At 69.4% G+C, this 25,859-nt stretch carries 18 protein-coding genes and 4 pseudogenes; 3 read left to right on the plus strand and 19 right to left on the minus strand.

What is annotated here, in order from left to right; genetic code table 11:
• Positions 1-375: 375 nt before the first annotated feature.
• From ACJ512_RS29485 to ACJ512_RS29495, 3 genes and pseudogenes are all read left to right on the plus strand, one after another.
• A pseudogene (locus ACJ512_RS29485) lies at positions 376-660 on the plus strand (integrase catalytic domain-containing protein); the annotation flags it as partial.
• Positions 661-684: 24 nt separating this feature from the next.
• The gene (locus ACJ512_RS29490; RefSeq protein ID WP_461480167.1) at positions 685-1,512 is read left to right on the plus strand and encodes an integrase catalytic domain-containing protein; all 828 of its coding nucleotides are present in this window, start codon (positions 685-687) and stop codon (positions 1,510-1,512) included.
• A gap of 290 nt (positions 1,513-1,802) precedes the next feature.
• On the plus strand, positions 1,803-2,960 hold the full coding sequence (locus ACJ512_RS29495) for a MinD/ParA family ATP-binding protein (protein ID WP_461479924.1): 1,158 nt from the start codon (positions 1,803-1,805) through the stop codon (positions 2,958-2,960).
• A 121-nt stretch (positions 2,961-3,081) separates the two neighbouring features.
• Here the strand turns inward: ACJ512_RS29495 and ACJ512_RS29500 are convergent.
• The 19 genes and pseudogenes from ACJ512_RS29500 to ACJ512_RS29590 form a co-directional block, all read right to left on the minus strand.
• Positions 3,082-3,332, minus strand: a pseudogene (locus ACJ512_RS29500) (WhiB family transcriptional regulator); the annotation flags it as partial.
• Positions 3,333-3,353: 21 nt separating this feature from the next.
• On the minus strand, positions 3,354-3,953 hold the full coding sequence (locus ACJ512_RS29505) for a TetR/AcrR family transcriptional regulator (RefSeq protein ID WP_407687392.1): 600 nt from the start codon (positions 3,951-3,953) through the stop codon (positions 3,354-3,356).
• Between the two features lie 296 nt (positions 3,954-4,249).
• Positions 4,250-4,678: pseudogene (locus ACJ512_RS29510) on the minus strand (S8 family serine peptidase); the annotation flags it as partial.
• Between the two features lie 142 nt (positions 4,679-4,820).
• On the minus strand, positions 4,821-6,665 hold the full coding sequence (gene eccA / locus ACJ512_RS29515) for a type VII secretion AAA-ATPase EccA (RefSeq protein WP_407687391.1): 1,845 nt from the start codon (positions 6,663-6,665) through the stop codon (positions 4,821-4,823).
• Between the two features lie 34 nt (positions 6,666-6,699).
• Positions 6,700-8,304 (minus strand): type VII secretion protein EccE, encoded by a 1,605-nt coding sequence (gene eccE, locus ACJ512_RS29520; protein WP_407687390.1) that lies wholly within the window; start codon positions 8,302-8,304, stop codon positions 6,700-6,702.
• On the minus strand, positions 8,301-9,965 hold the full coding sequence (gene mycP / locus ACJ512_RS29525) for a type VII secretion-associated serine protease mycosin (protein ID WP_407687395.1): 1,665 nt from the start codon (positions 9,963-9,965) through the stop codon (positions 8,301-8,303). The genes eccE and mycP overlap by 4 nt, the downstream gene beginning before the upstream one ends.
• Positions 9,962-11,488: a type VII secretion integral membrane protein EccD gene (gene eccD, locus ACJ512_RS29530; protein ID WP_407687389.1), complete on the minus strand. Its 1,527-nt coding sequence runs from the start codon at positions 11,486-11,488 to the stop codon at positions 9,962-9,964. The genes mycP and eccD overlap by 4 nt, the downstream gene beginning before the upstream one ends.
• Positions 11,485-12,510 (minus strand): MinD/ParA family ATP-binding protein, encoded by a 1,026-nt coding sequence (locus ACJ512_RS29535; RefSeq protein ID WP_407687388.1) that lies wholly within the window; start codon positions 12,508-12,510, stop codon positions 11,485-11,487. Before ACJ512_RS29535 ends, eccD begins: the two co-directional genes overlap by 4 nt.
• A gap of 128 nt (positions 12,511-12,638) precedes the next feature.
• Entirely contained in the window at positions 12,639-13,469 is an 831-nt protein-coding gene (locus ACJ512_RS29540; RefSeq protein WP_407687387.1) for an ESX secretion-associated protein EspG, read from the minus strand.
• Between the two features lie 100 nt (positions 13,470-13,569).
• The gene (locus ACJ512_RS29545; protein WP_144956457.1) at positions 13,570-13,857 is read right to left on the minus strand and encodes a WXG100 family type VII secretion target; all 288 of its coding nucleotides are present in this window, start codon (positions 13,855-13,857) and stop codon (positions 13,570-13,572) included.
• A gap of 41 nt (positions 13,858-13,898) precedes the next feature.
• Positions 13,899-14,189, minus strand: a complete 291-nt coding sequence (locus ACJ512_RS29550) for a WXG100 family type VII secretion target (RefSeq protein WP_461480168.1) — start codon at positions 14,187-14,189, stop codon at positions 13,899-13,901.
• Positions 14,190-14,319: 130 nt separating this feature from the next.
• Positions 14,320-15,522 (minus strand): PPE family protein, encoded by a 1,203-nt coding sequence (locus tag ACJ512_RS29555; protein ID WP_407687385.1) that lies wholly within the window; start codon positions 15,520-15,522, stop codon positions 14,320-14,322.
• 84 nt (positions 15,523-15,606) lie between these two features.
• Positions 15,607-15,837 (minus strand): annotated as a pseudogene (locus ACJ512_RS29560) (PE domain-containing protein); the annotation flags it as partial.
• Between the two features lie 225 nt (positions 15,838-16,062).
• Complete coding sequence (locus tag ACJ512_RS29565; RefSeq protein ID WP_407687383.1) at positions 16,063-16,572, minus strand: DUF4254 domain-containing protein; 510 nt, start codon at positions 16,570-16,572, stop codon at positions 16,063-16,065.
• A gap of 382 nt (positions 16,573-16,954) precedes the next feature.
• Positions 16,955-21,172 carry a type VII secretion protein EccCa gene (gene eccCa, locus ACJ512_RS29570; RefSeq protein ID WP_407687382.1) on the minus strand — a complete coding sequence of 1,406 codons (4,218 nt, stop codon included), beginning with the start codon at positions 21,170-21,172 and terminating at the stop codon, positions 16,955-16,957.
• Positions 21,173-21,174: 2 nt separating this feature from the next.
• Positions 21,175-22,662, minus strand: coding sequence for a type VII secretion protein EccB (eccB, locus tag ACJ512_RS29575; RefSeq protein ID WP_407687381.1), 1,488 nt, complete (start codon positions 22,660-22,662; stop codon positions 21,175-21,177).
• Positions 22,662-23,516 (minus strand): transglycosylase, encoded by an 855-nt coding sequence (locus tag ACJ512_RS29580; protein ID WP_407687380.1) that lies wholly within the window; start codon positions 23,514-23,516, stop codon positions 22,662-22,664. Before ACJ512_RS29580 ends, eccB begins: the two co-directional genes overlap by 1 nt.
• Positions 23,517-23,764: 248 nt before the next feature.
• Positions 23,765-24,811, minus strand: coding sequence for a hypothetical protein (locus ACJ512_RS29585; RefSeq protein WP_407687379.1), 1,047 nt, complete (start codon positions 24,809-24,811; stop codon positions 23,765-23,767).
• A 118-nt stretch (positions 24,812-24,929) separates the two neighbouring features.
• On the minus strand, positions 24,930-25,529 hold the full coding sequence (locus ACJ512_RS29590; protein WP_407687378.1) for a DUF5631 domain-containing protein: 600 nt from the start codon (positions 25,527-25,529) through the stop codon (positions 24,930-24,932).
• Between the last annotated feature and the right edge of the window lie 330 nt (positions 25,530-25,859).

Consider the following 25,859-nt stretch of genomic DNA (forward strand, 5'->3'; position numbering starts at 1 on the left):
ATAGGCTGTCTCCCAGGCGGAGATGATCCTGTTAGAGATGTATCCGTGCAGCGCTGAACGGTGGCCTGGAACCGGTCTCGACAAGTCGTAAAACGATATGACAAAACCCGCCTGACATGCCAACTTCGTTCAAGTCTAACCCGGCGTCCGGCGCCAGCGTAAATTCGGCGGCGTGCCTCACCTACTTTGAGCGCGTGGCCGGTGGTGATGCCTCAGCTATTTTGAGCGCGTAGCGCGGAAGGCTTGCCCGGTATGGAGGGCAAGATCGACATGGCCGCAAGACGGCAGGTAACCAACAAACTGCGAGGTCAGTACGGCAAGGCGTGCAAGGCGGACAAGACCAAGATCCTGGATCGGGTGGTGGCCACCACCGGGATGGGCCGTTCGACGGCCCGGCGGATGCTGACCGGCCCGAGACTGGTGGATCCGGCCGAGCAGGTCGACAGGCGATCGTTGCGGGCGCGGGGCTTCAGCGACGACGCCAGGGCGCTGCTGGAGCACGTGTGGGCGTTGATGGGCATGCCGTGCGGCAAGTACCTGGTGGTCATGCGTGATCTGTGGCTGCCGTTGCTGGAGAAGGCCGGTGATCTGGACAAGCCGTTCGCCACCGAGGCGGCCATGGCCGGGGTGAAGGCGATGAGCGCGGCCACCGTGGACCGCTACCTCAAACCCGCCCGGGATGCGATGCGCATTAAGGGCATCTCGACAACGAAACCCTCACCGCTGCTGCGGAATTCGATCGCCATCCGCACCTGCGCCGATGAGGCGCCCAAGGTCCCGGGGGTGATCGAGGCCGACACCGTGGCGCACTGCGGCCCGACGCTGATCGGCGAGTTCGCCCGCACCCTGACGATGACCGACGTGGTCATCGGCTGGACCGAGAACGCTTCGATCCGCAACAACGCCTCCAAGTGGATCACCGCTGGCATCGAGGAGTTACAGCGGCGGTTCCCGTTCCCGATGGTGATCTTCGATTCGGACTCGGGGTCTGAGTTCATCAACCACGAGGTCGCTAACTGGCTGCAGGCCCGCGACATCGAACAGACCCGCTCGCGGCCCTACCAGAAAAACGACCAGGCCCATGTGGAATCCAAGAACAACCATGTGGTGCGCAAACACGCCTTCTACTGGCGCTATGACACCCCCGAGGAGCTGGAGCTGCTCAACGAGCTGTGGCCGGTGGTGTCGCTACGGTGCAACTTTTTCACCCCGACCAAAAAGCCCGTCGGCTACACCACCACAACCAACGGTCGCCGCAAGCGCGTCTACGACAAGCCGGCCACCCCGTGGCAGCGCCTACAGGAATCGGGTGTCCTTGATGCGCAACAGCTTTCAAACGTGGCCACCCGAATTGAGGGCATCAACCCCGCCGATCTGACCCGCCAGATCACCACCATCCAGATGCAGCTGCTGGACCTGGCCAAAGCCAAGACCGAGGCCCTCGCCGCCGCCCGCCACATCGACCTGCAAGCATTACAACCGTCAATCAACCGATTGGCCAAGGCGAAGTAATGCAAGCCCCCCACGCGCTCACTATGCGTGAGGCACCAGCCACCGCTTCGCGCTCACTTTTACGTGAGGCACCTCGTTCGGCGAAACGGCTGCTGGAAGGCGTCGCCGCGCGGTGCACGACCGGGGCGGGCCGGCGCGGGTTTGCCGGCACCGGCGCCGCACCGACCGGCGACACCCGGGGCCGCCGCTCGGGCGCGGCGGCCGAGTTTGCACGCCACCGGCGCAAGCCCGGCGGCGGCAGGTGGCCGATACTGGATCGATACTGGTCCGCACCGGCATCCGAGGAGCCCATGAACCAGCGCGACGAATTCCTGCGGGACCGTCTGCAGCCCAAGGCGCCCGGTGATCGCCCCTCGAGTCGGCAGGCGGCTCCGCCCCCTTATGCCCCGCCCGCGCGGCGACGCGCCCCCACGCCCCCCGCCGCCCGGGCGCCCGGGCGCCCGGCGCCTCCCTCACCGCCGCCCGCGCGCGACACAGTCCCGCCGCCGGAGGCTCCGGCCCCTCCCGCCGACGCGCCCGAGCCCGCGCCGCCCGCGGCGCTCCCCGACCGTGGTTGGCGGCGGATGGTCCGGCTGGTCACCTTCGACCGGGTCAGGCCGGGCCCCTCGGCCGCGCAACTCCAGGAGGCCCGGTTCGAGGCGGCGATCCGCGCACCCCTGCGCGGCATCTACAAGGTCGGCGTCCTGGGCAAGGGCGGCGTGGGCAAGACGTCGGTGGCCGCCAGCGTCGGATCGTTGCTGGCCGAATACCGCCAGGACCACGTCGTGGCGATCGACGCCGACACCGCCTTCGGCCGGCTGAGCAGCAGGATCGATCCGAGGACGAGCGGCTCGTTCTGGGAACTCACCGCCGACACCAACCTGCGGTCCTTCGACGACGTGGTCGCCCGCCTCGGCCACAACCCGGTCGGGCTGCACGTCCTGCGCGGCGAACCGGCGTCCGGCCCGCGCCGGGTGCTCGACCCCGCCATCTACCGGGAGGCCGCGCTGCGCCTGGACCGCCATTTCGCGATCTCGGTCATCGACTGCGGTTCGACGATGGACGCGCCGCTCACCCAGGAAGTGCTGCGGGATCTCGACGCGCTGATCGTGGTTTCCTCGCCGTGGGCCGACGGCGCCTCCGCCGCCGCCCGGACCATGGAGTGGCTGTCCGACCAGGGCCTGACCCGGCTGCTGCAGAACAGCGTCGTGGCGCTCAACGACTCCGACGGTCACGCCGACAAACGCACCCGGGCGGCGCTGGCCCGCGAGTTCGTCGAGCACGGCCGTCCCGTCGTGGAAGTTCCCTTCGACCCGCATCTGCGGCCCGGCGGCGTCATCGACGTGCGGGGCGAAATGGCCCCGGCGACCCGGCGCAGGTTCCTGCAGATCACCGCGACGATCACGGAATACTTCGCGGCGCGTCCCGACCGTGCGCGCAACCGGGTGCCCACCGACGGCGACGGCTGACCGTCAGGAGGACCGTCGAGCGGCAGGCGATCGGGCGCGGCCCGTGCTGCGGGCCATGCCCGGCCGCTGACCCCTCAAGCAGCGGCCCGGGCGGGCACGTCAAGGCCGATCTCACCGGTTGACGCGCGGGATACCCGTTTTGTTCGGCCAATGAACGCAATTGCTGCAACGCAAATGTCCGGGGCCGGCCCGATTCGGGGATCACGACCCCCGCCCACAGCCCTTCCGCACCCGGGGACTCTCCACGGCGTCGCGGGCGCACCCCCACCGGCGCGGGCAGGCCCGGCACAGGGCTTTGGCCTCGCCGTCCGGCGTCGTGGTCCAACGGTCGGGATCCAGCCTGTCGGGCAGTCGATTACGGCACCGTCGCAGATCGAGGTCTGACCCGCATTGCTATGCGTTCTGACCGGCTCCGGCCGCCGCATCCCGGGCGAGCCGCCCCATCTCGGCCCCGACCGACTGCCGGAGCGCGTCCTCCGGGTAGTCCTGCAGCCCGGTCGCCGAGCGCAGAAACGGCTCGAACAGCTGCCAGCCGAACAGCAGGGCGAGGGAGTGAGCGGCGGCCAGCCGCGCCTCCTCGTCGCTGTGGTGCCGGGCCCGGACTTCCTCGACGAGCTTGGCCGCGCCGGGGAAGCTGGTCTGCAGCCGCCCCACCGGATACCCGTCCAGTAGCGCCCGGGCGATCACTCGCAGCTGCCGGCTGCCGGCCGCCTCGATCTCGGCCGCCGGGGCGCCGGCGTCCATGAGCTTTGCCAGGTGGGCGGCCAGGTGATCGAGCACGGCCGAGACCAGCCGCTCCTTGCTGCCGAAATGCCGGAAAACCAGGCCGTGGTTCACCCGCGCCCGAGCGGCGATATCGCGGATCGACGCCGCCGCGGGCCCGCGGTCGGCGAACAGCTGCCCCGCGCTGTCCAGGATCGCCGCAATCACCTCGTCGCGGCCCGTCGGCACGAACTCGTCAGGACCCGCGGAACCCGCATCGGGTGTAGTCATGCGTCTACACTACCTACCGCCCCGGGTGCGGCGCCCGCTCAGGAGGCGTCGGTCAAGGCGGCGTCGAGCACACCGGCAAGATGCCACCAGTACAGCCAGTCGGCGACCGCCGCGCGCTGGATGGCGGGATCGACCGCGGTGTGGGCCTGCCGGGCCAGCACCTCCTGAGCGTGGGTCGCATAGGTGTGGAACGCCCGCAGATGTGCACCCTGGCGGCCGGTGGCGCTGCTGGACATGGGCTTCATCACCTCGAACCAGAGCATCGGACGCTGATCGGCCGGCGCATTGCTCGCCGCCGCGACGCCGACGAATCCGTCGGTCAGCGCGGGCCGCCCGGCGATGAGGGAGGCGATCAGCGTGCCGTGGGCGTCGCAGTCGGTCAGCCCGTCGCCGTCGGTGACGACGAAGTCGCCGCCCGGTTCGGCCGGCACCCGCGGCGAGACGTCCACCCCGGTGTCGATCAGGGCCACCGTCACGCCGGCCCCGGTTGCGAACTTGTGTGCCTGCCCGACGCCCATGAACGTGTTGGCCCACGGCGGGTCGTGGAAGTTGGTGCCCGGCAACGTCAGCGGCGCCTTGCACATGCGCTTCTGCTCGACGGGCTGGTCGGGCCCCGTCTCGTCGGGGGGCAACGCGGCCGGGTCGATCGAGGGCGGGGCCACCGCCAGCGCGGGGGGCGCGGCGAGGAACGCGAGCGCGACCGTGATCAGACGGATACGGCGCACCCCGCACCCTCCGTTCACTCGCTATTCACTTGGCCGCACGGCGAATTGGCCGGCTACCAGGAATCTTTCCGCATCGCGGGCGCGCGCGCAGCACCAATTTTTCGGCGCGGCGGCCCGGGGCCGCCGGACCGCCACGGGATCCCTACCAGATGATGGCGGCCATGTCGCGGTTGTCGGAGCACACGCTGCGCACCGCTGCCTCGATGTCGGGGGCGGTGATGATCTGCAGGTCCTGCACCGTCACCGGACGGCCCGCGCGTTTCTGGGCGACGACCCGGGTGTCGCGGAAACCCTCGGCGCGTTCGATGACGTTGCGGGCGAACCGGCCGTTCTGCATGGCGTCGATGCCGTGGCGCCCGCCGGGAGTGGTGTAGTTGCGGATCGTGGTCGCCGCATCCAGGAACGTCTCCCGCGCGGCGTCGTCGAGCAGGCTGGCGCGCGGCTCGGCGTAGCGGCGCCCGATCTCGACGATCTCGGACGGGGAGTAGGACTCGAACCGCAGCTTGCGGTTGAAACGGCCGGCCAGCCCCGGGTTCACGGTCAGGAACGCGTCCACCTGGTCCTCGTAGCCGGCCCCGATGAAACAGAAGTCGAACCGGTGGGCCTCCAGGGCGACCAGCAGTTGGTTGATGGCCTCCATGCCGATCATGTCCGGCGTCCCGTCGTGGTGGCGTTCGACCAGCGAGTAGAATTCATCCATGAAAATGATTCTGCCCAAAGACTTTTCGATCAGGGCGTTGGTCTTGGGCCCGGACTCGCCGATGTAGTGCCCGCAGAAGTCCGACCGGCGGACCTCGCGGATCTCGGGGTGCCGCACGATCCCCATCCCGGCGTAGATCTTGCCCAGCGCCTCGGCGGTGGTCGTCTTGCCCGTGCCGGGCGGGCCGACCAGCAGCATGTGATTGGTCTGCCCCTCGACCGGCAGGCCATGCTCGAGGCGCATCATGCGCACCTCGAGCTGGTCCTCCAAGGCGGTCACCGCCGCCTTGACCGCCGCCAGGCCCACCTGCTTGGCCAGCAGCGCACGGCCTTCGGCCAGCAACTCGGCCCGGCGCCCCGCCGCGTCGTCGTCGTCGAGTTGCTCGCGGCTCTTGGCGGTCGCGGCGTCCCACTTGTCGGTGCGGCTGGCGATGGTCTGCTCGTCGGTCACGACCAGGTGCAGATTCGGGTCGGCCAACGCTTCCTTGGCCACCTCGGTCAGCACCCCGTTGATGGTGGCCTTCGACAGCCAGACCTGGGCCTTGTCCTCCTCGCGCAGCTGGCGGTGCACCATCCCCCGCACGTACGCCAGGTCGGCGACGAGCAGTGGGATGTCGGCCGGGCCGATGGACGCCGTCAGCACGTCGGCATCGAAGCGTGACGAGGACGAGTTGTGTCCGACGACCTCGACACGGTCCAGCCAGTCCAGCGCCACCCGGCCCTGCCCGAGATGGGCGGCGGCGTGGGCGGCCAGCGCGCAGATCGACGCGGTCACCGCCGACATGACGATCGCCTGCGGCGGCAGCTCCTCGGCGGCCGTCGACAACACTTCGGGCCAGCGCTGTGTGGCGTACCTGAGGAATGCCCGCGCCAGCTGGTGCCATTGATAGTTGGCCCACGAATCCAGCAGGTCGCGGTTGGCCAAGAGCCGGTCGGCCTCGGCGTACTCCCCCGCGATGGTCAGCGCCGACGACAGCGCCAGCCCCACCTGGGACGCGTCGGTGACGGTGATCCCGATGTAGGGGCCCAGCTGGATCTCGGCGGCGAGGGTCTGGCCGATCCGGGTGGTCTCGCGGTGCAGCCACTCACTGGTGGCGTTGAGTTGTTTGAGCGAGGCCAGCGTGTGGTCGCCGCAGGCGATGCGTCCCAGCCACGCATCGGCCATCGACGGGTCGGCGTCGGTGGCGGCGACGAATTCCGGCAGGGCCGCCGCCGGCCCCTGTTGCCTCCGGAGCGCCATCGCCCGGTCGAAAAGCCTACGGGCGGTGTGCAAGTCGGATGCGCTCATCGAATCGTGCCTCGAACTCGTGTTGTCGACGTCTCTAGGTGGAGACCGACATGGTGACCGGTTCCAGGCTCACATAGCGGTTCTCCGCGCGGAACATGTCCATCTCGACCAGCCAATTCTGCCCTGCCGCACTGAGGTTCACCGTCGCGGGGCCGACCTGTTCGATGATCACCTCGAAGCCGTGCCTGTCGGCCTCCGGCAGCGCGGTACCCGCCGGGGCGACGGTGATCACGGTCGCCGGCCGTGGCGTCGGTGAGATCGCGGCGCCTCCGGTGTCGGAGTCGGCGCCGCGTGTCCTGCGCCGCGGGGCGTACTCGACGACACTGACGGTGGTGCGCGGCGTGGGCCGGGGCGTGCTGACCACACTCACCTCGGGCATTCTCACGCTGGCCCAGCGGGCCGCGTCGCGGGTGTGCACACACACCCGTTCCCCGGCACCGGCGGTGCGGATCACGATCCGCTTGGCGATCGGGTCGTCGGCGGCCACGAGGACGCGCGACAGTTCCCCCGCATCGGTGACCGGGATCATCAGGCGGTCGCCGTTGCCCAGCTTGCCGACCAGGACACCCGACGGGCCGATCTCGGTGACGAGCTCGGCGGGCAGCGGGCTGCGCCGCAGCCCGCGCAGGTGCGGTCGCGGCCCGCACATGTTCGCCGCCGCCGCGGCGGCCTGCTCGCCGTTGAGACGGCGCAACGTCACGCTGGGCGGGGTGGGGGCCGCCGTCGCGGTGAGCACGCTGATCGTCGCGGTACACGTCGCGTCCGGATACACGGTGACGTTCTGGATGATCTCGTCGGCGCGCAACGTCCAGGCCTGGGCGAGGTCCCGCGACGTGATCGCCGCGGCAGGATAGGCGTAGGTGGTCATCCAACCGGCTTCGCCGCGGATGGCCTTCCAGCGCTGGGTGGGGCCGGCCACCGCGTCCGCGCCGAGCTGGCGGTCAAGTTCGAGCAGATCGGTCGCGGTGGCCACCTTCGCCCGCAGCCCCTGGCAGCGCAGCAGGCCCGCGATGCGCTGGGCAACCGAAACAGCAGCGGCGCCAACCGTTGTGCGCCAGCGCAGGGCCTGGGTGTTGTCGATGACCGGCAGCCGCATGATCAGCCAGGTTTCGCGCCGGCCCGCATACGGCGGGGTGCCGATCTCCGAGTCGTACACCCGCGGGAAATCGCCCGTGCTGCCGTGCCGCGAACCGAACGTGACGACGCTGAGCGACTCGAGTTGCAGGCCGAGCGCCTGCTGCAGCATCGGCACCAGTTCGGCGATGTCGACGACGTTCTCGGTTTCGACGCTCACCGAGCCGGTGATGCGCGTGGCCCGGTGGGCGCGGCCGAGCAGTTGCACGGCGACCACCGCGATTCCGTCGTGCACCCGAATACCGCCCCCGGACCGGTTGTTGGCGACGGTGATCGGCGCCGCCCAGCTGATCGGCCGGCGGCCGCGCAGCCACAACACCGCCCAACTCCACGCCGGCTGACCCAACCACCGCACGAACACCAGCGCGACGCCCACCGCCACGGCGATCGCCGCGCCGAGGTAACCGCCCAAAGCCCAACCCGCCAGCGCGAGCAGGAACACCACACCCACGCCGGCGACCCGCTCGTTGCTGCCCGGGTCGAACCCGGTCAGGACGGGCCTCATCGCGCCCTCCGCAGCCGCGCCGCGACCGCCGCCGCCAGCACCCCCACCGCCACCGCGCCGACGAAACCGATCGCGATGTTGCGGGCCCGGTGATCCGGTGGCGGTGCCGGCGGCGCGGGCCTGATCACCCGGCTCTGCGCACCCGGCGGCAACCGGTCACCGGCGGGGATGTCGAAGGTCAACGCGGCAACCGGGTCCACCAGCCCGTAGCCGACCTTGTTGTCCACCCCGGCGGGCGGGTTGTGCGCCGACTGCACGAGCCTGTTGATCACCTGGTGCGCGCTCAGGTCGGGGAACTTGGCCCGCACCAGCGCGGCGGTCCCGCTGACGTAGGCCGCCGAGAAGCTGGTGCCCCAGAACGGCATGTTCTTCTCGCCCGGCCTGGCCGGCGGGTAGGCGTTGACCGGTCCGCCACCCTGCGGCGAAAGACCCATGATGTGGGTGCCGGGGCCCGCCACGCCGACCCAGGGACCCGACATGCTCTTGTCCAGGGCGGCACCGCCGCCGTCGACGGCGCCCACCGACAACACGTAGTCGGAGAACCAGGACGGCGAGGAGATGACCTTGACCTGATGCCAGTCGCGTGGATCGGACGGGTCCAGCGGGTCGTACATCGGATTGTTCGCGCACCCGGCCTCCCCGACGTTGCCGGCCGCGGCCACGATCACCGCGTCCTTGACCGTCGCCGCGTACCACAGCGCCGCGCCCAGTGCCCGTTGGTCGGCGGGGGCCGCCGCCGGCAGGCACGAGGTCACCGAGATGTTGATGACCTTCGCACCCATGTCCGCGGCGTGAACGACGGCCCGCGCCAACGTGTTCAGCGTTCCGGCTTTGACCCGTTCGTCGGAGTTGGGGTCGGCCGGCGGCGGGTTGACGGGCTCGAACGCCCGCGACGACTGGCGGATCGAGATGACGACGGCGTGCGGGGCCACGCCGACCACCCCGTCGGGCGCTCCCGGCGGGGGCGGCGGCACCGCAGGTTCGTCGTCGGTCTGCGGATCCGGCGGGCCGTTGGAGGGCCCCATGGCACCCGGCTCCTCCGGCGGCGGTGGCGGGGGCGGCGGCGGAACGACCTGGGTGATCGTCACGGGCGGCGGCGGTGGCGGTGGCGCCACCGGGGGCGGGACCTCGACCGGCGGCGGCGCCCCTCCGGTCGCCGGCGGCGGCCCGGCCGGCGCCGGAAACGCCGGTGCCGCCGGCATCGGGCGCGGCATCGGCAAAATCCCTTGGGGCGCAGCGCCGATGATGGAACCGACGATCGTGCCGTGCGCGTCGCAGTCCGAGAGCCCGTCCTCCCCCATGATGTAGTCGCCCCCGGGGACGACCGGCAGCCGAGGATTGGGGGTGATGCCGGTGTCGACCACCGCGACGGCGACACCGTTGCCGGTGCTGTACTGCCATGCCTTCGCGATGTTGAGCAGGTTGAATCCCGGCGCCATCTGCGCCACGTCGGGATTTCGCACGGTGATCGGCGACGAACAACTGTTGGCGCGGCGCATCGGCTGGTCGGGGCGGGGCGGGCCGTCGGGGGGAACCAGCGCCGGATCGACGGCGGGAGGCATAATCGCTTGTGCAGCTGGGACGTTCGAGGAAAGCGCGGCGAGCAGGACGACGCCGGTCACCGCGGCGGCCCGCAGGCACTCCCGCCTCGGTGACCTCAGTGCCGAAGCCACGTGAACAGCCCCCCCAGGGCCGCCGCCGCCGGCAACAAGACGATGAGCGCCAGCACCTCGACCCATTCCACGGTCAGCCTGATGATCGGGCGGAACCTCATCGCCGGCACCAGAAGCGCCGCCGCCAGACCCGAGGCGGCGAAGGCCCCCACCGCCACCGCGGGCCACAACAGCCCGAGCTCGACGTTCCGCACGGCCAACGCGTACTTGACGACGCCGGCGCAGACCGCGGCGCACGCGCCGCACACCAGCGCGATGGCCTGGTACTTGGCCGCGAAGCCGCGGCCCTGGGTGATGAAGATCCCCGCCACCAGGCCGGCCACCAGCACCGCCAGCCACGCCCACGGGCGCCCCGGCGTCAGCACGCCCCACACCGCCGCGGGCAGCACGATCGAAACCCCCACGCACACACCGACTTGCACCGCGTTGACCAGCCGCGCCGAGGCGGCGATCGCGGCACCGCGCGCGGTGATGTCGGTCAGTTCGTTGTCCTCGTCCTCGGTCTCGTCCTCGCTGACCGGGGACACGGTGTCGACGGGCATCCCCTCGCGGCGGGCGAACAAGTCGCGTCCGGTGATCGATCCGAAGTGGGGCGGTCGGACCCGCGCCACCCACAGCGCGATCAGCGGGGCCATTCTGACCAGAATGAGCAGGCCGACCAGCACGCAGATCGCGAGCACCTGAACCGAAGCCGACCGGAACATCCGGACGGCGGCCACGGCGGCCAGGATTCCACAGACCGTGACGACCGCGGTGACCACGGCGGTCTGCCAGCGCTTCTGGGTCAGCACCCCGATGGCGACGGCCCCCAGCAGCGTGATGACGAGCCCGATCAGGCCGTGGGCCGAGCCGAGCGCGCCGGGCGGGGCACAGGCTCCGGCGACCGCCAGCAGCACCACGGTCAGCCAGCCGAATCCGCTGAACAGGTCGCGCCGCTCCCGCCACCCCCGCCACACCACCGTCGTCGCGATCAGCAGCAGCACACCGAATCCGCCGGCCACCGCTGCCGGGGCCACGCTGTCGGTGAAGCTGCGCGCACGCAGGGTCAGGCCCACCACCACGGCGACCGCCATCGCGATGAGCGCGATCGCGGTGTGCGCGGCGGTCAGCGGTGTCACCGGCGCGAACATCCGGTCACCGCCGTCCCGGCCGAGCCACCTGCCCATGGCCGCCAGCCCCGTCGACAGCGATTCGTACTGCGGCTCGAACGAATCCCCGGCGACCCTGGGCACCAGCACCAGGGTGTCGCCGTCCTGGACCCCCAACTCGTCCAAACTCTTGTTGATGTCGAGCCGCACACCGTTGATCTTGTGCAGCTCATAACTGCCGGGCGGAAGCGCGACGCCGTCGAATCCTTTGCGTTTCAAGTCGGCGTCGAACAGCTCCACCATTCCCTCGAAGAAGCCCTCGACCGGAATTGCGGCGGGAAAGACTTGGGAACAAAGGTGTTTGTCGTAGGAAATGTTGACCGCACAACGCGCCGGGAAGGCGACCTTATGCGGCGCAGTCACTGGGGCGCCCGCTCGGCGTCGGGAACGTATTTGTCAGCGAGTCCGGCGGTGATTTCGAAAAGCCGCAGCCGCGATTTCTTCTTCAACTCGTGGACCGTGTCGATGATCCCGCCTTTGGCCAGGTGCGGGTCAAATGGCATCACTTCCACGATTGCGCCCACCTTGGTGAACCGCTCTGTCAGGTAGGACAGCGCTTCCTTGTCGGTGATGGCGTCGGTGTGGTTGATGATGACCGTGCTGCGCGAGACCAGTTCGTGGTAACCCTGGGACCTGAGGTAGTCCACGGCGCGCAGCACCGGACGCGACCGGTCCGCGGTGATGCCCGAGACGAACACCAGGGTGTCGGTGTTCTCCAGCACCGGTTTCATCACCTCGTGCTCGAGGTCGGGCGCGGTGTCGACGATCATGACCGTGTGTGTTCGCCGCAGCCGCGTCAGCACGCCGGAGAACATCGCCGGCACCAGCGGTCTGGGCTGGTCCGATGTGCGATTCCCGGCGAGCACGTCCAGGCCCACCGCGTTTTGCCCCAGGTGTTCCCGGATGTCCGCGTAGCCCTGCACGTCGGTGTCGTTGATGATCGCGGTGTAGTCGCCGGGCGGTGACTCGTCGATGCGGTCGGCCAGGGTGCCGAAACCCGGGTCGGCGTCGATCGCAATCACGTTCTGGGGCCGGCATTCCCGGAACACCCCGCCGATGCACGCCGCCATCGTCGTGACCCCGACGCCGCCCTTGCCGGACACGACGGTGATGACGTACTGGCGCCGGATATGCCGCCGGATCCGATTCTGCAAATCGCGGTAGTGGCGTTCGCCCGGCGATTCGCCGGGATTTATTTTGTGGAAAGTTGCGGTGTAGACGAATTTCCGCCAACCCGAACCCGGGGGAATCTTGCGTGGTGCAGCGAGATCGGTAATGCGCATCGTGTCGGAAACCGAATCACGGAAGTGGCGCCCCGCCGACGGATCCCCCCGTCCGAGCGCACCTTCGTCCGAGATATTCGGCTCATTCCAGGGCGTCGTCACGATCGCGATGCTAACACGTTCTGCGACACCGTGTTTGCGCGATCACAAAACGCTCAAACAGTTAGCAGGAACCCGGGCTTTGCCCCATTCGGTGGCATTTTGTTTCGGCACGGTTGTGGCCATCTGCATCACACGACGCGCCGATACGAATACCACTCCTCGCCGGCGGGAAGGCGGCGGATGAGCCGCTGCACCGCACCGCTGATGTCGGACCGCGATCCGGGCGAGACCACCTGGTACCGACGGAGTCCCGACGTCACGTTCTCGACGCACACGCGGCCCGCGGGGGTGTCGATGAGCGTCACCGCGGTATCGCCGACGTGGGTGCGCGCGTACCGCTCCGGCCCGACGCCGGCCTGTAGCGCCACGATGGACGCGTGCGCGGACTGCGCGGGGTCGGCGGCCATGGTGACGATCTGCAGTTGGTCGACGTCGAGGCGCTGGCTGACCAGGAACGATCGCAGGCCGGCGGCGTCGCGCACCGACTTGAGCAGCTGCTCGGTATCCAGGGTCACCGGCCGAAGCGGCGCCGCCTCGGCGACGCCGCACAATCGCTCGACCTGTCCCACCACCAGGTCGGCGGCGCCGCTCTCGTCGCCGGCGGTGCCGGCAGGGTACAGGCGCACCAGTTCGCCGTGGCGTTCCAGGACCACCCACCAGGTCGCGAATCGGCAGATGGACGCACGTGTCGGCTCGCGACCCGGGACGCCGATGTGCACCAGCAGCGCCAGGTCCCGGCGCAGCAGCACGGTCAGCCATTCGCGGATCATGGAGTCGACGTTGCCGTGCTCGTCGAGCGCGCCGGCGGCCGTCAGGTCGGCGGCCACGGGGTGACGCAACGCGCGCTCGGGGGTGTCCAGCCGCGGCAATAGGGGCCGCAGACCCAGCTCGGGGCAGGTCTGCTCCACGCCCGCCACCGCCTGGAGTACCCACAAACCGTCGAGTGTCGTTGTCAGCATGGGTTTTTCACCTCCACCGTTGAGCCGACGGCGAAGGTGGGGCACACGCGCGCGGGCGCGCCCGCCCCACCTTCGCGTGGGTCCTCGGTGGTGTGTGGCCTCAGAACAGGCCGGCGATGGACTGGTCGGTGCTGATCGCACCGTCCAGCACGTGGGAGGTCGTCTGCCCGTGCTGGCGCACCGTGTCGATGAGCCCCTGCAGCCCCGACAGCATCTGCGCCTGGGCCTCGAAAAATCCCGCGGCACCGTGGCCGGCGAAGAATTCCTGCAGCGCATTGGTCCGGTTCGCGGTGTCGTCGTAAATGGCCTGCAACTGACCGGCGCGGGCACCGACGTCGGAGGCGAAGTCGGCGACAGCTCCCGGGTTGTAAGTGATCGGATTGGTCATGATGAACTCCTTTTTCGAAGAATCGGTTAGTGCGATACGGGTCAGGATCCGGCCTGGCCGAACAGGGCGGTGAATGCGTGGGAGGAGTCCGCTTCGTGCGCTTCCATCAGGGCCGCGGCCTGCGTCAGTCCCTCGGCCAGGCGCGTCCCGCCGGTCAGGACCTTGTTGAGGTCACCCGCGACCTCGGTGGCGGTCACATGGGACGCGGTCACGGCGTCGCCGGACCAGGTCGCCGGGTTCATGACGTTTTCCTGGTTTGCGACATAGCCCTGGGCGATCCCGATGGCATGCTCCATGTTCGCCTGAATGGCGTTTGACGTATCGCGAAGCATTTGTGGCGTTACTTTGATTGTCACGGAATTCTCCTTCTCCGGTTGGCCGCCCCCCATATGGCCTGGGGCATGAAGCGCAGTGTATGGCGGCTATTTCGACCTGTCGATTCACCCTTTCGCCGGGCCGGCTTCACACTCGATCGTCGACAACTCGCACCGTCGCGGGTTGTTCGGATTTGTCGCGGGACCCACGCTGGCCCCCCGCTGCATGGCCGACCGGCATCCCGCCCATGGGGGTGCCGCCGACCGTCGTGGTTTGCGGGCGCAGGGTCTCCGCGCCCAGTGCCCCGCTGGGCCGCAGCCCCACCGGCCGACCGCTGGTGCCGCTCTCGAACGCGCTGACGGGACGGGTGAAACTGGTCGCGGACATGCCCGCGCCGGTCAACGACGCGCTACCGCCCGCGCCGGCCGACGCACCGGCCTCGGCTGCCGAAAGCCCTCCGGTCGCCGAAACCGCCGACGCCGCCGGCCCGGCACCGCTCATGCCCATCGCGCCCGGGTTGGCGAACATGCCCATCATCGACTGCAGCGGCTGCAGCGCGCTCATCGGAGCCTGCATCATCTGCATGGGGGCCTGCAACGCCTGCGGGACCGCGCCCATCATCTGCTGCAGCGGCTCCATGAACGTGCCGGCCTGACTCCCGAAGTCCTTTCCCGCCGAGCCGGATTGGCCGGCGCCGTTGGTGCCCGTCGATACGCCCTGCAGCGCGGCGCGCATGCCGTCGCCCGCTGCGGTGTCCGCCGCCGCCTGGCCGACCGCCGATGCCGCCTGCGCCGGGGCCGCCGGTGAGGCGCCCATGGCCGCGATCGGCGGTGGGATCGCCAGGCTTTCGGCCAGCGCCGCGAGAATCCCGCCGTAGGACGCGCCGACCGAGGAGTTGACGGGCCACATCACGCCGAAGTACTCGACGTCCAGCGAGATGATGCGCGGCGTCAGCGCCCCGAGCACGATGGGGTTGATGCCGTTGTCCACTCCCCATTCGTCCCGATTGGCAATGCATTCGGGAGCCGGGCGCATCGCGGCGTTGGCGGTCTCGTACGCGGTGATGGCGGCCGAGACCACCGCCGGCTTCACGTCGACCCAGCCGGCGAGCCCGTGCAGCGACGCGTTGAGCATGGTGACGGTCGCCGCCGAGGCCACCGACCCGACACCCGTCCAGCTCGCCGAGGTCGCGGCGGTGTTGATCGCCGACGCGATACCCGAGGCGTGGTGCGTCGCCGCCAAGGCGGTCCAGGCGGTCTGGTTGGCCAGATGTGTGCCCACCCCGGTCCCGGCCTTGAGGAGCATGTCGTTTTCCTCGGGTGTGCGCGCGGCCCACCCCGGATCAGGCATGCGTACTACCCCCTGTTACGAGCCAAGGGTCAACGCGCGCGCCGCCTCGGTCGCGACCGCGACCCCCGACGCCATGTTCTGCGCGCCGGAGAACAGGCCGCGCTGAGCCGCGTGCTCGGAAACCACACCCAGGTAGCCCGCGCCGCATGAGTTGAGCGCGGCCGAGAACATCGCCGAGTCGGGGTCTGCGCCCATCGGCGTCGTACCGATCAGGGCGGGCGCGGCCGCGGACGCCGCCGCCTCGGTTTCCGCGCTGATCGCCGATTCGGCACCGGCCGAGGCCAGCACGGCCTCGGGCTGGACAAAAAACGTCATCATTCCCTCCGAATGGTCGTTACACGCTCCCCTGCTGGGCAGTGTAGTGCGGCTCGACCGATCTTGTATTCACGAGTTACAGAGACCGACTCGGCCGCTACCAATTCGTCGAGCAAACGGCGTCATAATTGTCGCCAGCGTCAACGCGGATCTCCCCGGCTGCGACGGAATCGCCAGGCTATCACGCCTCACGCCCGCCGGCACCCGGAATCGTATATTTGCCCCTCAACGAGCGCCGGGTGTCTCGAACAACGTGCAATTGCTTTGCTGACCAGCGGATTTGAATTGCCGATAGACCTTGAATCCGATTTGGCCGTCGCCAATTCGCGCGAGGAATCGTTCGAGGCCATCGAGAAGGTCGTCGTACTGCTCCTCGAGCACGGCGAGCCGCAAACCGTGCGATTCCGTTGTACTCGTGTGCAATATCCGCAAAGTGAGCGCCGAGAGCCGGTCGACGATCATGGCGGGGGTCTCGGTGTGCAGCGGTGCGTTGTTGTCCGGGTCGAGCCGCTCGAGCAGCGTCGCGTCGATGTTCTCGATGGCGCCGTTGCGGCGGGCGTTGAGGTCGTCGATCGCGCGCTTTGTGCGAGCCACCTCACGGTCGCCGACACCGGGGCGACGAACGGCATCTTCGTGATGCCACAGCTGAAAGTTCGTCGCGTGCAGATGTAGCGCCTTCGCCGCGATCCCGCCGTGTGTGCAGGAGGTCGCGGGCGGTGTGCGATGCCACTCCACCGCGGCCGTCGCCGACGGTGCGGCCCGCGACGGTGCACTGTCGCTCAACCGACCACCCTTCACCCGAGCATTCGATTCGGACGCTAACTAACGATGCCATGCCTCGTCGCCGGCGAGGCGACCAGAATCGCCTCAGTCGTAACCGAAGCGCCGCGCCAGGGCCTCAACCTGCGCCCAGGCCGCGTCGTCGGCGTCCACCCTGTCCCGCCCCGGGATCACCTGGCGCAAGGCACAGAGGTTGCCCTCCTTCCACGGCAGCAGGGCACCACCCCGGCAGAACTGGCTGTCGCTGGCAGCGTCAGGATCGAGTCGCCGATCTTGGCGCCGAAAAACACTGCGGGACTGCGGGCCTCGAGCAAACCGCTCAGCGCGGCATCCGGGCTCACTGGGGCGCGACGGCCGTCGACGGCATCCCCACCAGGACGCCCTCGACGTCCCCGTCGGCGCTGAGCAGCAGCCCCCGTCCGGGTGGCAGCGCCTGGGCGCGGACGACGCGGTTGATCCTGTTCTGCGGGTCGTTGTCCATGTAGAGCTGCGACACCTTGGCCGAGTTCTGGAACCGCATCCACGGATCCATCTGCAGCGTCGCCCAGTTCGAGCTGTTTCGAGTTGTGAACACGTGCAACCCGATCTGGCGGGCCCGTTCGATCAGCTTCCACAGCGCCGCCCCCACCGGCGGCTTGGGCGGGTAGCTCTGATCCGGCCGCAGATCCTGGACGTCGTCGATGAGCACGAAGTGCCGTGGGCCTTCCCACGGCTTGAGGGCACGTAACTCCTCCTGGCTCAACCCTTTCGGCGGTAGCCGGGGCAACAACACCTGCTGGGCGAGCTCGGTGATCACCTCGTCGATCTCGTCCTGGTCGTAGGCGTACGCGCGCACATACCCCGGGCCGTTCAGGTCCCGCAGGCCGTGCGGGGCCGTCTTGGGGTCGATGAGCGTCAGTTGGGCCTCGTCGGGGCTGAACCGGCTCATGATGGCCTCACCGATGGCCACCAACGACAACGTCTTTCCGCAGCCCTGCCTGCCCAGGATCATCAGACCGGGGCTTTCCCGCAGCCTCAGCGGGACCGGACCCAACTCGTGGCGCTCGCCGATGGCGAAGGCGATCGACAGGTCGTCACCGCTCGCATGGGCGGCCTCGTAGTCGAGGATCGCCCTGAGCTCCACCCGCTGCGGCAGCCGCTGCAGCGTCGCATGCTTGGTCACTCCGGCGACCTCGGCGATGCGGCCGCCGACCTCGGTGATGCCGACCAGCGCGCCGGTGGCCGGGTCGGCGAGCGCCGGCACACCGACGCGCAGCTCGTGCAAGCTGTCCGTCAAACCGAAACCGGGCCGGTTCAGCGTGCGCCGCGCTGCTTCCCGAGACTCGATCGACGAGTGCCCCATCTGGCTCTCGCTGGGGTCCGCCAACCGCAACTGGATTCGGGCCGTGGCGTTTTGCAGCAGGCTCTGGCGCTGCCCGTGAATCCAGCCGCCGGCGCTGCAGATCACGTGCACACCGTACTCGGGGCCGCGGCTGCTCAGCGAGATGATGCGGTCCCCCAACAGGGTGTCCTTCGAGTACAGGTCGTCGTAGTCGTCGAGGACCACGAACACGTCGCCGAAAGGATCGGTGGGGTCGGTGCCGCCCAGGCCGTCGCTGCCAGGACCGAACCGGCGCTCGCGGAAGCCGTCGAGGTCGATCTTGAGGTGGCGGAACGAGTTCTCGCGCGCGTCGATGAGCGCGTCCATGCTGCTCAGGATGCGTTCGATGCCCTCGTTGTCCTTCGGCGACACGATGTCGGTGACGTGCGGCAGCGACGCCACCTGCGCCATGGTGGCCCCGCCGATGCAGAAGAACGTCACCCGTGCCGGGCTGTACATCGTTGCGGCCGAACACATCAGCGTCATCAAGGTAGTGGTCTTGCCGCGCTGCTTGGCCCCGACCACGACGATGTTGCTGCGCAGCGCGTCGACCGCGTACACGACCTGTCGGGACTCCTCGGGGATGTCCATCACGCCCACCGGGAACATCAGCCCGGCGTTGCGGCCGTGATCGACGTGCCAGGGCTTGCCCCGGTACCCCGCCACCAGCACGTCGACGGGCGCGGGGTCCTCCAGCGGCTCCAGCCATGGCCGGCGCGGCGCACGGTGCGGCACGCCCCGCAGCGACTCGCGCAGCACGTCCACGATCTTCTTGCGCTTGAAACCATCCTCGTAGTAGAGGAATTCGTCGGGTTCGGAATCCACGGCCGCGGCGGCCTCCAATGCCGCGGCGTCGCCCGCGTCCAACGGCTGGTACTGCCAGTTGTACAGCCGGGGCTTGGTCAGTGTCATATCGACGGTCGTGGCCACCTGCGCCGTCTTGGGCACCACGAACGGCGCCGAGAGGTAGAAGCAGCGGAACGGTTCCAGATCGCGCGGTCCCACCTTCAGCAGGGCGAAACCGTTCTCCTTCGACGGCAGGTGGTAGGCGGCGTCCGAGCCGATCACCTCGCGGCTGTCGTCGCCGGACTCGGCGCGCAGTGCGATGCGGAACGCGATGTTGGACTTGACCTTTTGCAGCGACGACAGGTCGAGCCGCTGACCGCCGAGCATGAAGAAGACGTTGGCGCCGCGGCCTTCCTGGCCGATGTGGATGATCAGGTTGATCCATTTTTCGTGGTTGGCGAACAGCTCCAGGTACTCGTCGACGATCACCAGCAAGACCGGCACCGGGGGCAGGTCGCGCCCGGCGAGCCGGATCTCTTCGTAGTCGTTGGCGTCGCGCGCACCCACCGACGTGAAAAGCTCATAGCGCTGCTTGATCTCACCGTCGATGACCCGGCGCATCCGTTCGGCCAGGTGCCGCTCGTCCTTGCCCAAGTTCGACAGCGCGGCCACCACATGCGGGATGCCCAGGATGTCTTGTGCCGCCGACTCGAACTTCATGTCGACGAAGATGACGTTGAACGCCTCCGGCGAGTGCGTCAGCGCGATCCCGTAGACCAGCGAAAGAAAGAACTCCGACTTGCCCGAGCCGCTGGTCCCGATCACCACGGAGTGAAAACCGAAGCCGCCGAAGTCTTTCGCGCGGAAGATGATGTTCTGCAGCTCGCCGTTGGGTTTGGCGCCCACGGGGATCTCACACCACCGCTCGTCGCCGCGCCCGCGCCGCTCGGCCCACAACCGGTCGACGTCCAGCTCCCGGGGGTCGCCGATGCTCAGCGCCCGCAGCAACTCCGCGGCGCCGCTGGTGGAGTCGGCGGTGTCGCTGCGGCTGGTCGGCGACCAACGTGCCATCGCGCGCGCATAGCGGTACGCCCGGTGAAGCGACAACTGGTCGGCATGCGCGAAGAACTTGCCCCGCAGCCGCAGTAGCGGCGCCGGGCGCTCGTCGTCATCGTCGGGATCAAACCCGTTCTTGGCGGCCTTCCCCTGGCCGTTCACCGAAACCTTTGACGCGCCGGGCCGTTCGCTCATCTCGAAGACCTGGTCGTCGGCGAAGCCCACGCCGGTGCCCACCCGGGATGCGATACGCAGCACGGAGATGCCGGTCTTGCCGACCTGCCCGACCACGCTCTCCCACGCGTCGGGGCTGCCGGTGTTGTCGTCGACGATCACCAGGTGCGGGCCCAAGTCTGCCGCGTCGGTGCCCTGTCCGGTTTCCAGTGCCGAGCCCATCGCGGTCGGGCTCGCCGCCACCGGCGGCGTCCAGGCGCCCCGCTTCCCCTTCATGTGCAGCTCGGTCCCCAGCGCCGCGTCCAGTTCCTCCGGCGTGGCGAAAACCAGGCGTCGCCAACCACATGCGTCGAACAGCTCGTCGTGCAGGTTGTGCGGCAGCCACACCATCCACGACCACACCTCCGGATTGCGGGTCACCACCATCAGTTTCACGTCGTGGGGGTTGTGGAACACCGCCAGCGAACACAACACCGAGCGCATCAGCGACCGCAGCCGGTCCAGATCCTCGCCCACGAAGCTGAAGCCCGGCGCCGACCGCAGGTTCACCACCTTGGCGATGTCTCGAATCTTGCGCTGCTCCAGAATGAAATCGCGCAGCGCCTGCCCGGTGACGGGTTCGAGCTCCTCGTCGGAGGAGATGTCGGGCCAGGTCACCGACAGCACCGAGTCCGGGGCATGCTGCACCCCGGTGCCCAGCCGCACCTCCAGGAAGTCGGCATCCCCGCGGCCACGCTCCCACATCCGTGGGCCGCCGATGATCGCCCCGAGTCCCTGCGGGTCGGAGTGCAGAGCGTGCTGCCATTCGCGCTGCGCGCACACCGCGTTCTGGATCTCTTCCCGGTTGCCGTCGAGGTCGCGCAGGTAGCGGCGGCGTCCGCGTTCCATTTCGCCCCAGGTGATCTTGCGCGCCCGCCCGAACCGCCCGGAGAAGGCCAGCATGCTGAAGGCGCCGATGCCCATCAGCGGAAAGAAGCCGGTGGTCAAGCTGCGCACACCCGAGACGTAGAGCATGACCACCGTGCCGATCAGCGCCACGATCAGCGCCGGCACGCCGATCATCACCCAGATGTTGCGCGGTTCGCGTTCCGGGAGCGCGATCGGCGCGCTGGGCGCCACCCGAACCGGTTTTGGTGGCTCGATCTTCACCCGGTTGATGGCAAACGCCCTCTTCGACATCGCTAGCCTCCGGCTCTCGCTGTTGTCGTCACCACGGCCACCTTTCCGAGCGCGGGCACGGTGTCCCGAGCGACCAGCGCCGCCTGCTGCGACAGGGCAGGTCCCGCAGCGAAAGTCCGCAACAGCGGCCACGGCGCCTGGACGGCAGCGGCCGGGTCGAGGCCCAGCGCACGCAGCGTCGTGTCGTCGGCAGCGATCCCGAACCGCACCCCGTTGGGGGAAACCCAGAACAGCGATTCGCGGGAGTCGGAGGTGATCACCTCGCTGGTCGACGTCACGAAGTTCGCCGCCCCGGGTAACACGAGCACCTGGTCGGCCACCACCGACGCCGGGCCGCGGTCATCACGGACCAGGTGCACGATCCGGTCGTCCATCGAGGCCGGGACGGGAAGTCCCCGCCCGTTGTAGACGCCCACCCGGGCCTGCGGGTCCGTCGAAGCCTTCTCCCAGCCCACGCACGTGGTCGGATTCGCTGCGGTGTCAACGAAATTCAGCAGCCCGCTCGGGTAATAGTCCACCGGTAGGGTGTTGACCTCGGGGGTGTTGACGAGCACGTCGGGAGTCACCACTCGCGGCGCCGTCGACCCGTAGGAGTTCGCACTGCGCAGCAGATCGGCCACGAAGCTGTTGATCTTCTGCACCCCGTCGGGCAGCAGCACGTAGAACTGGCGGCCCCCGCCCGCGGTTTGGGCCTGCAGCACCGCACCGACCTGGGACCCCGGCACCCATTTCGACGGCGTGCCCGCGTCGGGAACCTGCGGCACGCTCAGCGGCTCGGTCGCCGGCAGCGCGTCGAACAGCGCCCGGGAGATCTCGACCGGTGACGTGACGCCGGGATCGAGCCCCAGGCTCAGGGTGACCGCCCGGTTGGTGGTATCGATCCGTGAGCGCTTGTCGCCCCAGATCACATAGGTGTTGCTCTGGAAGGTGACCAGCAGTCCGGCGTCGCGGCGCAGCGGCGTCGCGCGGCCACCACCGTTGAGCCGGCCCGCGATCGAGGTCACCACCGGTTTGTCCCCACTGCGCGGCCGGCCGGCCGTGTCGCACACGGCCCACGCCGAAATGGCGCCGCGGTTCACCGGCATGGCCGCCGGCGCTCCCGGGATGCCGATCAGCGGTCCCGACGGATATTTCGCGATCTCGGCGGGTTTGACCCACGTCGGCTGCGCCGCCGATCCCGTCGCCAGGCGCGCCGATGTCAGATTCAGTGCCGGATAGAGCCGGCCGTCGATGCGGGCGTAGACCGCCCCAGAGTCACGGTCACCGATGATCGCCGAATCCCCCACCACGCCGGTCGGTTTGAGCACGTTCAGCAGCACCATCCAGCCCCCGGCGATGGCCACCAACACCATCGACAGCACCAGCGCGGCGGTCTGCTTGCGGTCGTCGTGCTTCATCCGCACCGAGAAGCGGGTCGTGGCGGCCCGCAGCCGGCGGTTGTAGAAGAGGTGTCCGGAATTCTGGTCGCGGTTGGACAAACTCAGCGGCATCAGTACCCCCTGGGCGATCGGCGAGGATCGGCCTGCTGGATCCGATCGGCCAGATTCGACGCGTCGGCGGCGACCCCGTAGCGGCCCCGCGCATAGTTGATGAACGCGCAGGCCTGCGCAACCAGGTCGTGGATGTTGGTCGATGTTCCGGGTTCGTGATAAGCCGCGAATGTCGGTGCGATGAACTGCCACGCCCCGCGGCTCGGAGTGCCGTTGGCCGCGTTGGCATCCCAGCTGTTGACCGCGCCGGCGTCATAACCGGATTCGCGCCGCGCGACCAGATCCATGCCGCGCCGCCAGCGGGCCCGCGCGATGGGATGGTGAATGCCCTTGATGTCCAAGGCTTTACCGATGGCTGCCTGCACGGCGGTGTGGCCGCTGGGGTGATGGTGTCGGTGCTGGTGCAGGTAGCGCAACCGGCGCAGCCGATGCGCCAGTAGCCGTGACCGCTGCCGCGACCGAGTGATGTGCCGGTGCTGTGCCCGTAGGCGAGCCGCCATCCGGGTGATCGCCTCGCGCCGGCCCACCGGGGTGTCGGCGCCCGAGGCCGCGTCGGCCCTGGCGGCGTCCAGGATCATTCGGGTCGCCGCTCTGGTGTGCGCGTAATCGGCCCGCGCCGCCGCCACCACCCGTTTCAGCGCCCCGTCATCGTCCGCGATGCGGCGCAGCGCTTGCGTTGACCTGTTCGATCGGTGCGCCGCTGCCGGGATTTTGGGCGCCGCCGATATCGCATCGGCGTGGGCTTGAATTCGCGCGGGCACGTCACCGACATCGCCGCCGGTGACCTGTCCGGCGAAAAGGGAATGGCCGCGGGATAAGGCCGTCACGGCTTCTGTGATAAACGGCTCGGTCAACGACGTGCCCGCTCATGCCGTGTTGTCGTCGCGCCCCCGCGCACCCTATCCATAATGGACAACTCCCACATTTTCCCGCCCGCGCCGTCAACTAACAGCATGCATGAGAAGGCGGCGCTGTTGTCTACAACGGGCAATCCCAGCCCAGCCGATCCGGTCTGGTTTCCGTGGCGAGACTACTGCCGTTTGGGGCGGCTGACCACTCACCGTCAGTGCTATCGATTGCGCTCGTCAGGGCGCTAAATCGACTATTCTTTCGCCTCATCTTCGCTCGGCATGATCACGATCCGGCGATTGGGCCTGTTGGTCACCACGGTCGGTTTCCCATCAGCGGGCTTGGCGACGGGCGCGCTGGGCGGCGGTACCGTCAGGCGGCCCTTGACCGGCTGGCCGTTGGGCACCCCGGGGGCCGAGACCCGCTTTTCAGCCGGCTTGTCTTTTGCGCCCTCGCCGCCGGCACCCGCCGCACCCGGCATCATCGGCATGCCGGTCATCCCCGTGGGACCCCTGACCGGGGTGGCACCGTCGCTCGCCGGAATCGCGACCGGCTTCGCCGGCGCCCCCGCGGGGGTCGTCGGCGGCGACGAACCCGGCACGGGCGGGGGACCCAGCGAAGCAGCCGGGGTGGTGCCGCCGAGACCGCCGATTCCGCCGCCACCACCACCGGCACCCAGCTCCGAGCCGGGACCGACGCTGTCCACCAGCGTCGGATCCCCGGCGGCCAGCGCCTCGGCGCCGTGAGAGGCCTGTTGGACCGCGCTCATCAGCGGCTGCATCGCGCTTTGGCCGGCCTGCATGGCCTGCTGCGGAAGCTGCGTCAGCGGGCCCATGATGCCGCCGAGGGCGCCGGTGAGCGCGCCGGTGACGCTCGAAACCATCTGCTGGACCATTTGCATGCCCTGTTGACCGCCCGCCTGCGCACCGACAGCTTGCATCTGCTGCGCCGAATTCGCTTCATTGGCAGGGAATTTCGCCAGCGCATCCGCCGCGTGCGCCCGGCGGTCGGCGTCCGCTTCGGTGCTGGACGCCACGTCACCGGGCACGCCGGCGTTGCTTGCGGCGACCAGAGCACCGGATGCCGCATCGGCGGGTGAGGTTCCGGTCGGAGGCGCCGGGGTCGGTGCGATCGGGGGCGGCAGCGGTACCCCGTACAGGGCCTGCGACAAGGTGTCCGGCGTGACCTTGATCGTGGTGCCGGGCGGAAGGTTGGGGCCTGGGGTGGGGGGCAGAAGCGGCGGGATCGGGCCTCCCGGCGCTCCGGGTGCGGGGACCGGCGCGGAACTGTCTCCGGTCATGTCTTCACCTCATCCCTGCCGTTCAGAGCCTCGGGCCCGCCTCGCGCATAGTCGGCCGTCTACGCCATTTTGGCACAGCACGCGTCTCACGGTATTCACGTCGACCGAGGCAGGTGGCCTACGAGACGCCGCGGCGGGTAACTGCGTTGAACCAGGCCAGGTGGTAGTTCGCCAGGTATTCGTGGTCGTCGATGAGCGCCTCGATTGCGGCCAGCAGCATCCAGTCCGCCGCGGCGGCTGGGTCGTGACGGGGGTATGCGCTGACCACCGTGCGCCGAATATCGGCTAGGCATGCGCGCAAGAGTTTGGCTTCGTTGTCCAGCACACCCGTCTTTCGCACCGCCGGGGTCGCGACTGCTTGAGCTATCCGCGGCAGGCCGTCGCGGCGCCGCACGGCGTCCACGAGGCTGGGCCCGAGTTCGTCGACCTTGGGTGCGGCGGAGCGGGCCGCCCGGTCACCGCTGAGCACCGGTGCGTCCGGGCCGGGTTCAGCGACGTAGGCGTCGGGCCCATGTGCGGCCGCGGTCACTACGGCTCCCAACAGATCGACGACGCTGGCATCGCCGCGCCGCGCCGCCGGTTCGAGCAGCGTCACGTGGGCGGGCAGGCGGACGTGCGGCGGAATCCACCCGCCGGCCAGATCGGTGACCAGCAGGCTGGCCGTGCCGTCATCGCGCAGCCCCGCCGCCCATGACAGACGCGATTCCTGGCGCGCCACCGCGTCGACAATGCGCTGTAGGCGTTGTTGTTCGGCGGCCCGGCTCGACGCCGCGCCGGTAGTCGCCCCAGTCGCGGCCGAGGCCGCCGATGCACCGGCCAGCGCGGAGGAGCTCGTGCCAGCCTGGCCCGCTGCCGTTTGGGAGGCGGCCCGTTCCACCGGAGGAACCATTGGCCCGCCCGCCGACGGGGACGACGGTGCGGAAGGCGCGACCGCGGCCCCCGACACCGGTGCGGTCGGGGCCGAAGCCACGGCGGGAGGCGCAACCACCGGCGGCCGCAGATCCGACCCGTAAGCGGGCAGCGGGCCTGCGGGGGCGACGGGGCCGCC

Source organism: Mycobacterium cajalii, assembly GCF_045809005.2.
In the GTDB taxonomy this organism is placed as follows: Bacteria; Actinomycetota; Actinomycetes; order Mycobacteriales; family Mycobacteriaceae; genus Mycobacterium.

Coding starts and splice junctions, on each gene's coding strand:
- ACJ512_RS29490 (WP_461480167.1), top strand. CDS start 685: ATGCGCATTAAGGGCATCTCGACAACGAAACCCTCACCGCTGCTGCGG.
- ACJ512_RS29495 (WP_461479924.1), top strand. CDS start 1,803: ATGAACCAGCGCGACGAATTCCTGCGGGACCGTCTGCAGCCCAAGGCG.
- ACJ512_RS29505 (WP_407687392.1), bottom strand. CDS start 3,953: ATGACTACACCCGATGCGGGTTCCGCGGGTCCTGACGAGTTCGTGCCG.
- eccA (WP_407687391.1), bottom strand. CDS start 6,665: ATGAGCGCATCCGACTTGCACACCGCCCGTAGGCTTTTCGACCGGGCG.
- eccE (WP_407687390.1), bottom strand. CDS start 8,304: ATGAGGCCCGTCCTGACCGGGTTCGACCCGGGCAGCAACGAGCGGGTC.
- ACJ512_RS29540 (WP_407687387.1), bottom strand. CDS start 13,469: ATGCTGACAACGACACTCGACGGTTTGTGGGTACTCCAGGCGGTGGCG.
- ACJ512_RS29545 (WP_144956457.1), bottom strand. CDS start 13,857: ATGACCAATCCGATCACTTACAACCCGGGAGCTGTCGCCGACTTCGCC.
- ACJ512_RS29550 (WP_461480168.1), bottom strand. CDS start 14,189: ATGCTTCGCGATACGTCAAACGCCATTCAGGCGAACATGGAGCATGCC.
- ACJ512_RS29555 (WP_407687385.1), bottom strand. CDS start 15,522: ATGCCTGATCCGGGGTGGGCCGCGCGCACACCCGAGGAAAACGACATG.
- eccCa (WP_407687382.1), bottom strand. CDS start 21,172: ATGTCGAAGAGGGCGTTTGCCATCAACCGGGTGAAGATCGAGCCACCA.
- eccB (WP_407687381.1), bottom strand. CDS start 22,662: ATGCCGCTGAGTTTGTCCAACCGCGACCAGAATTCCGGACACCTCTTC.
- ACJ512_RS29585 (WP_407687379.1), bottom strand. CDS start 24,811: ATGACCGGAGACAGTTCCGCGCCGGTCCCCGCACCCGGAGCGCCGGGA.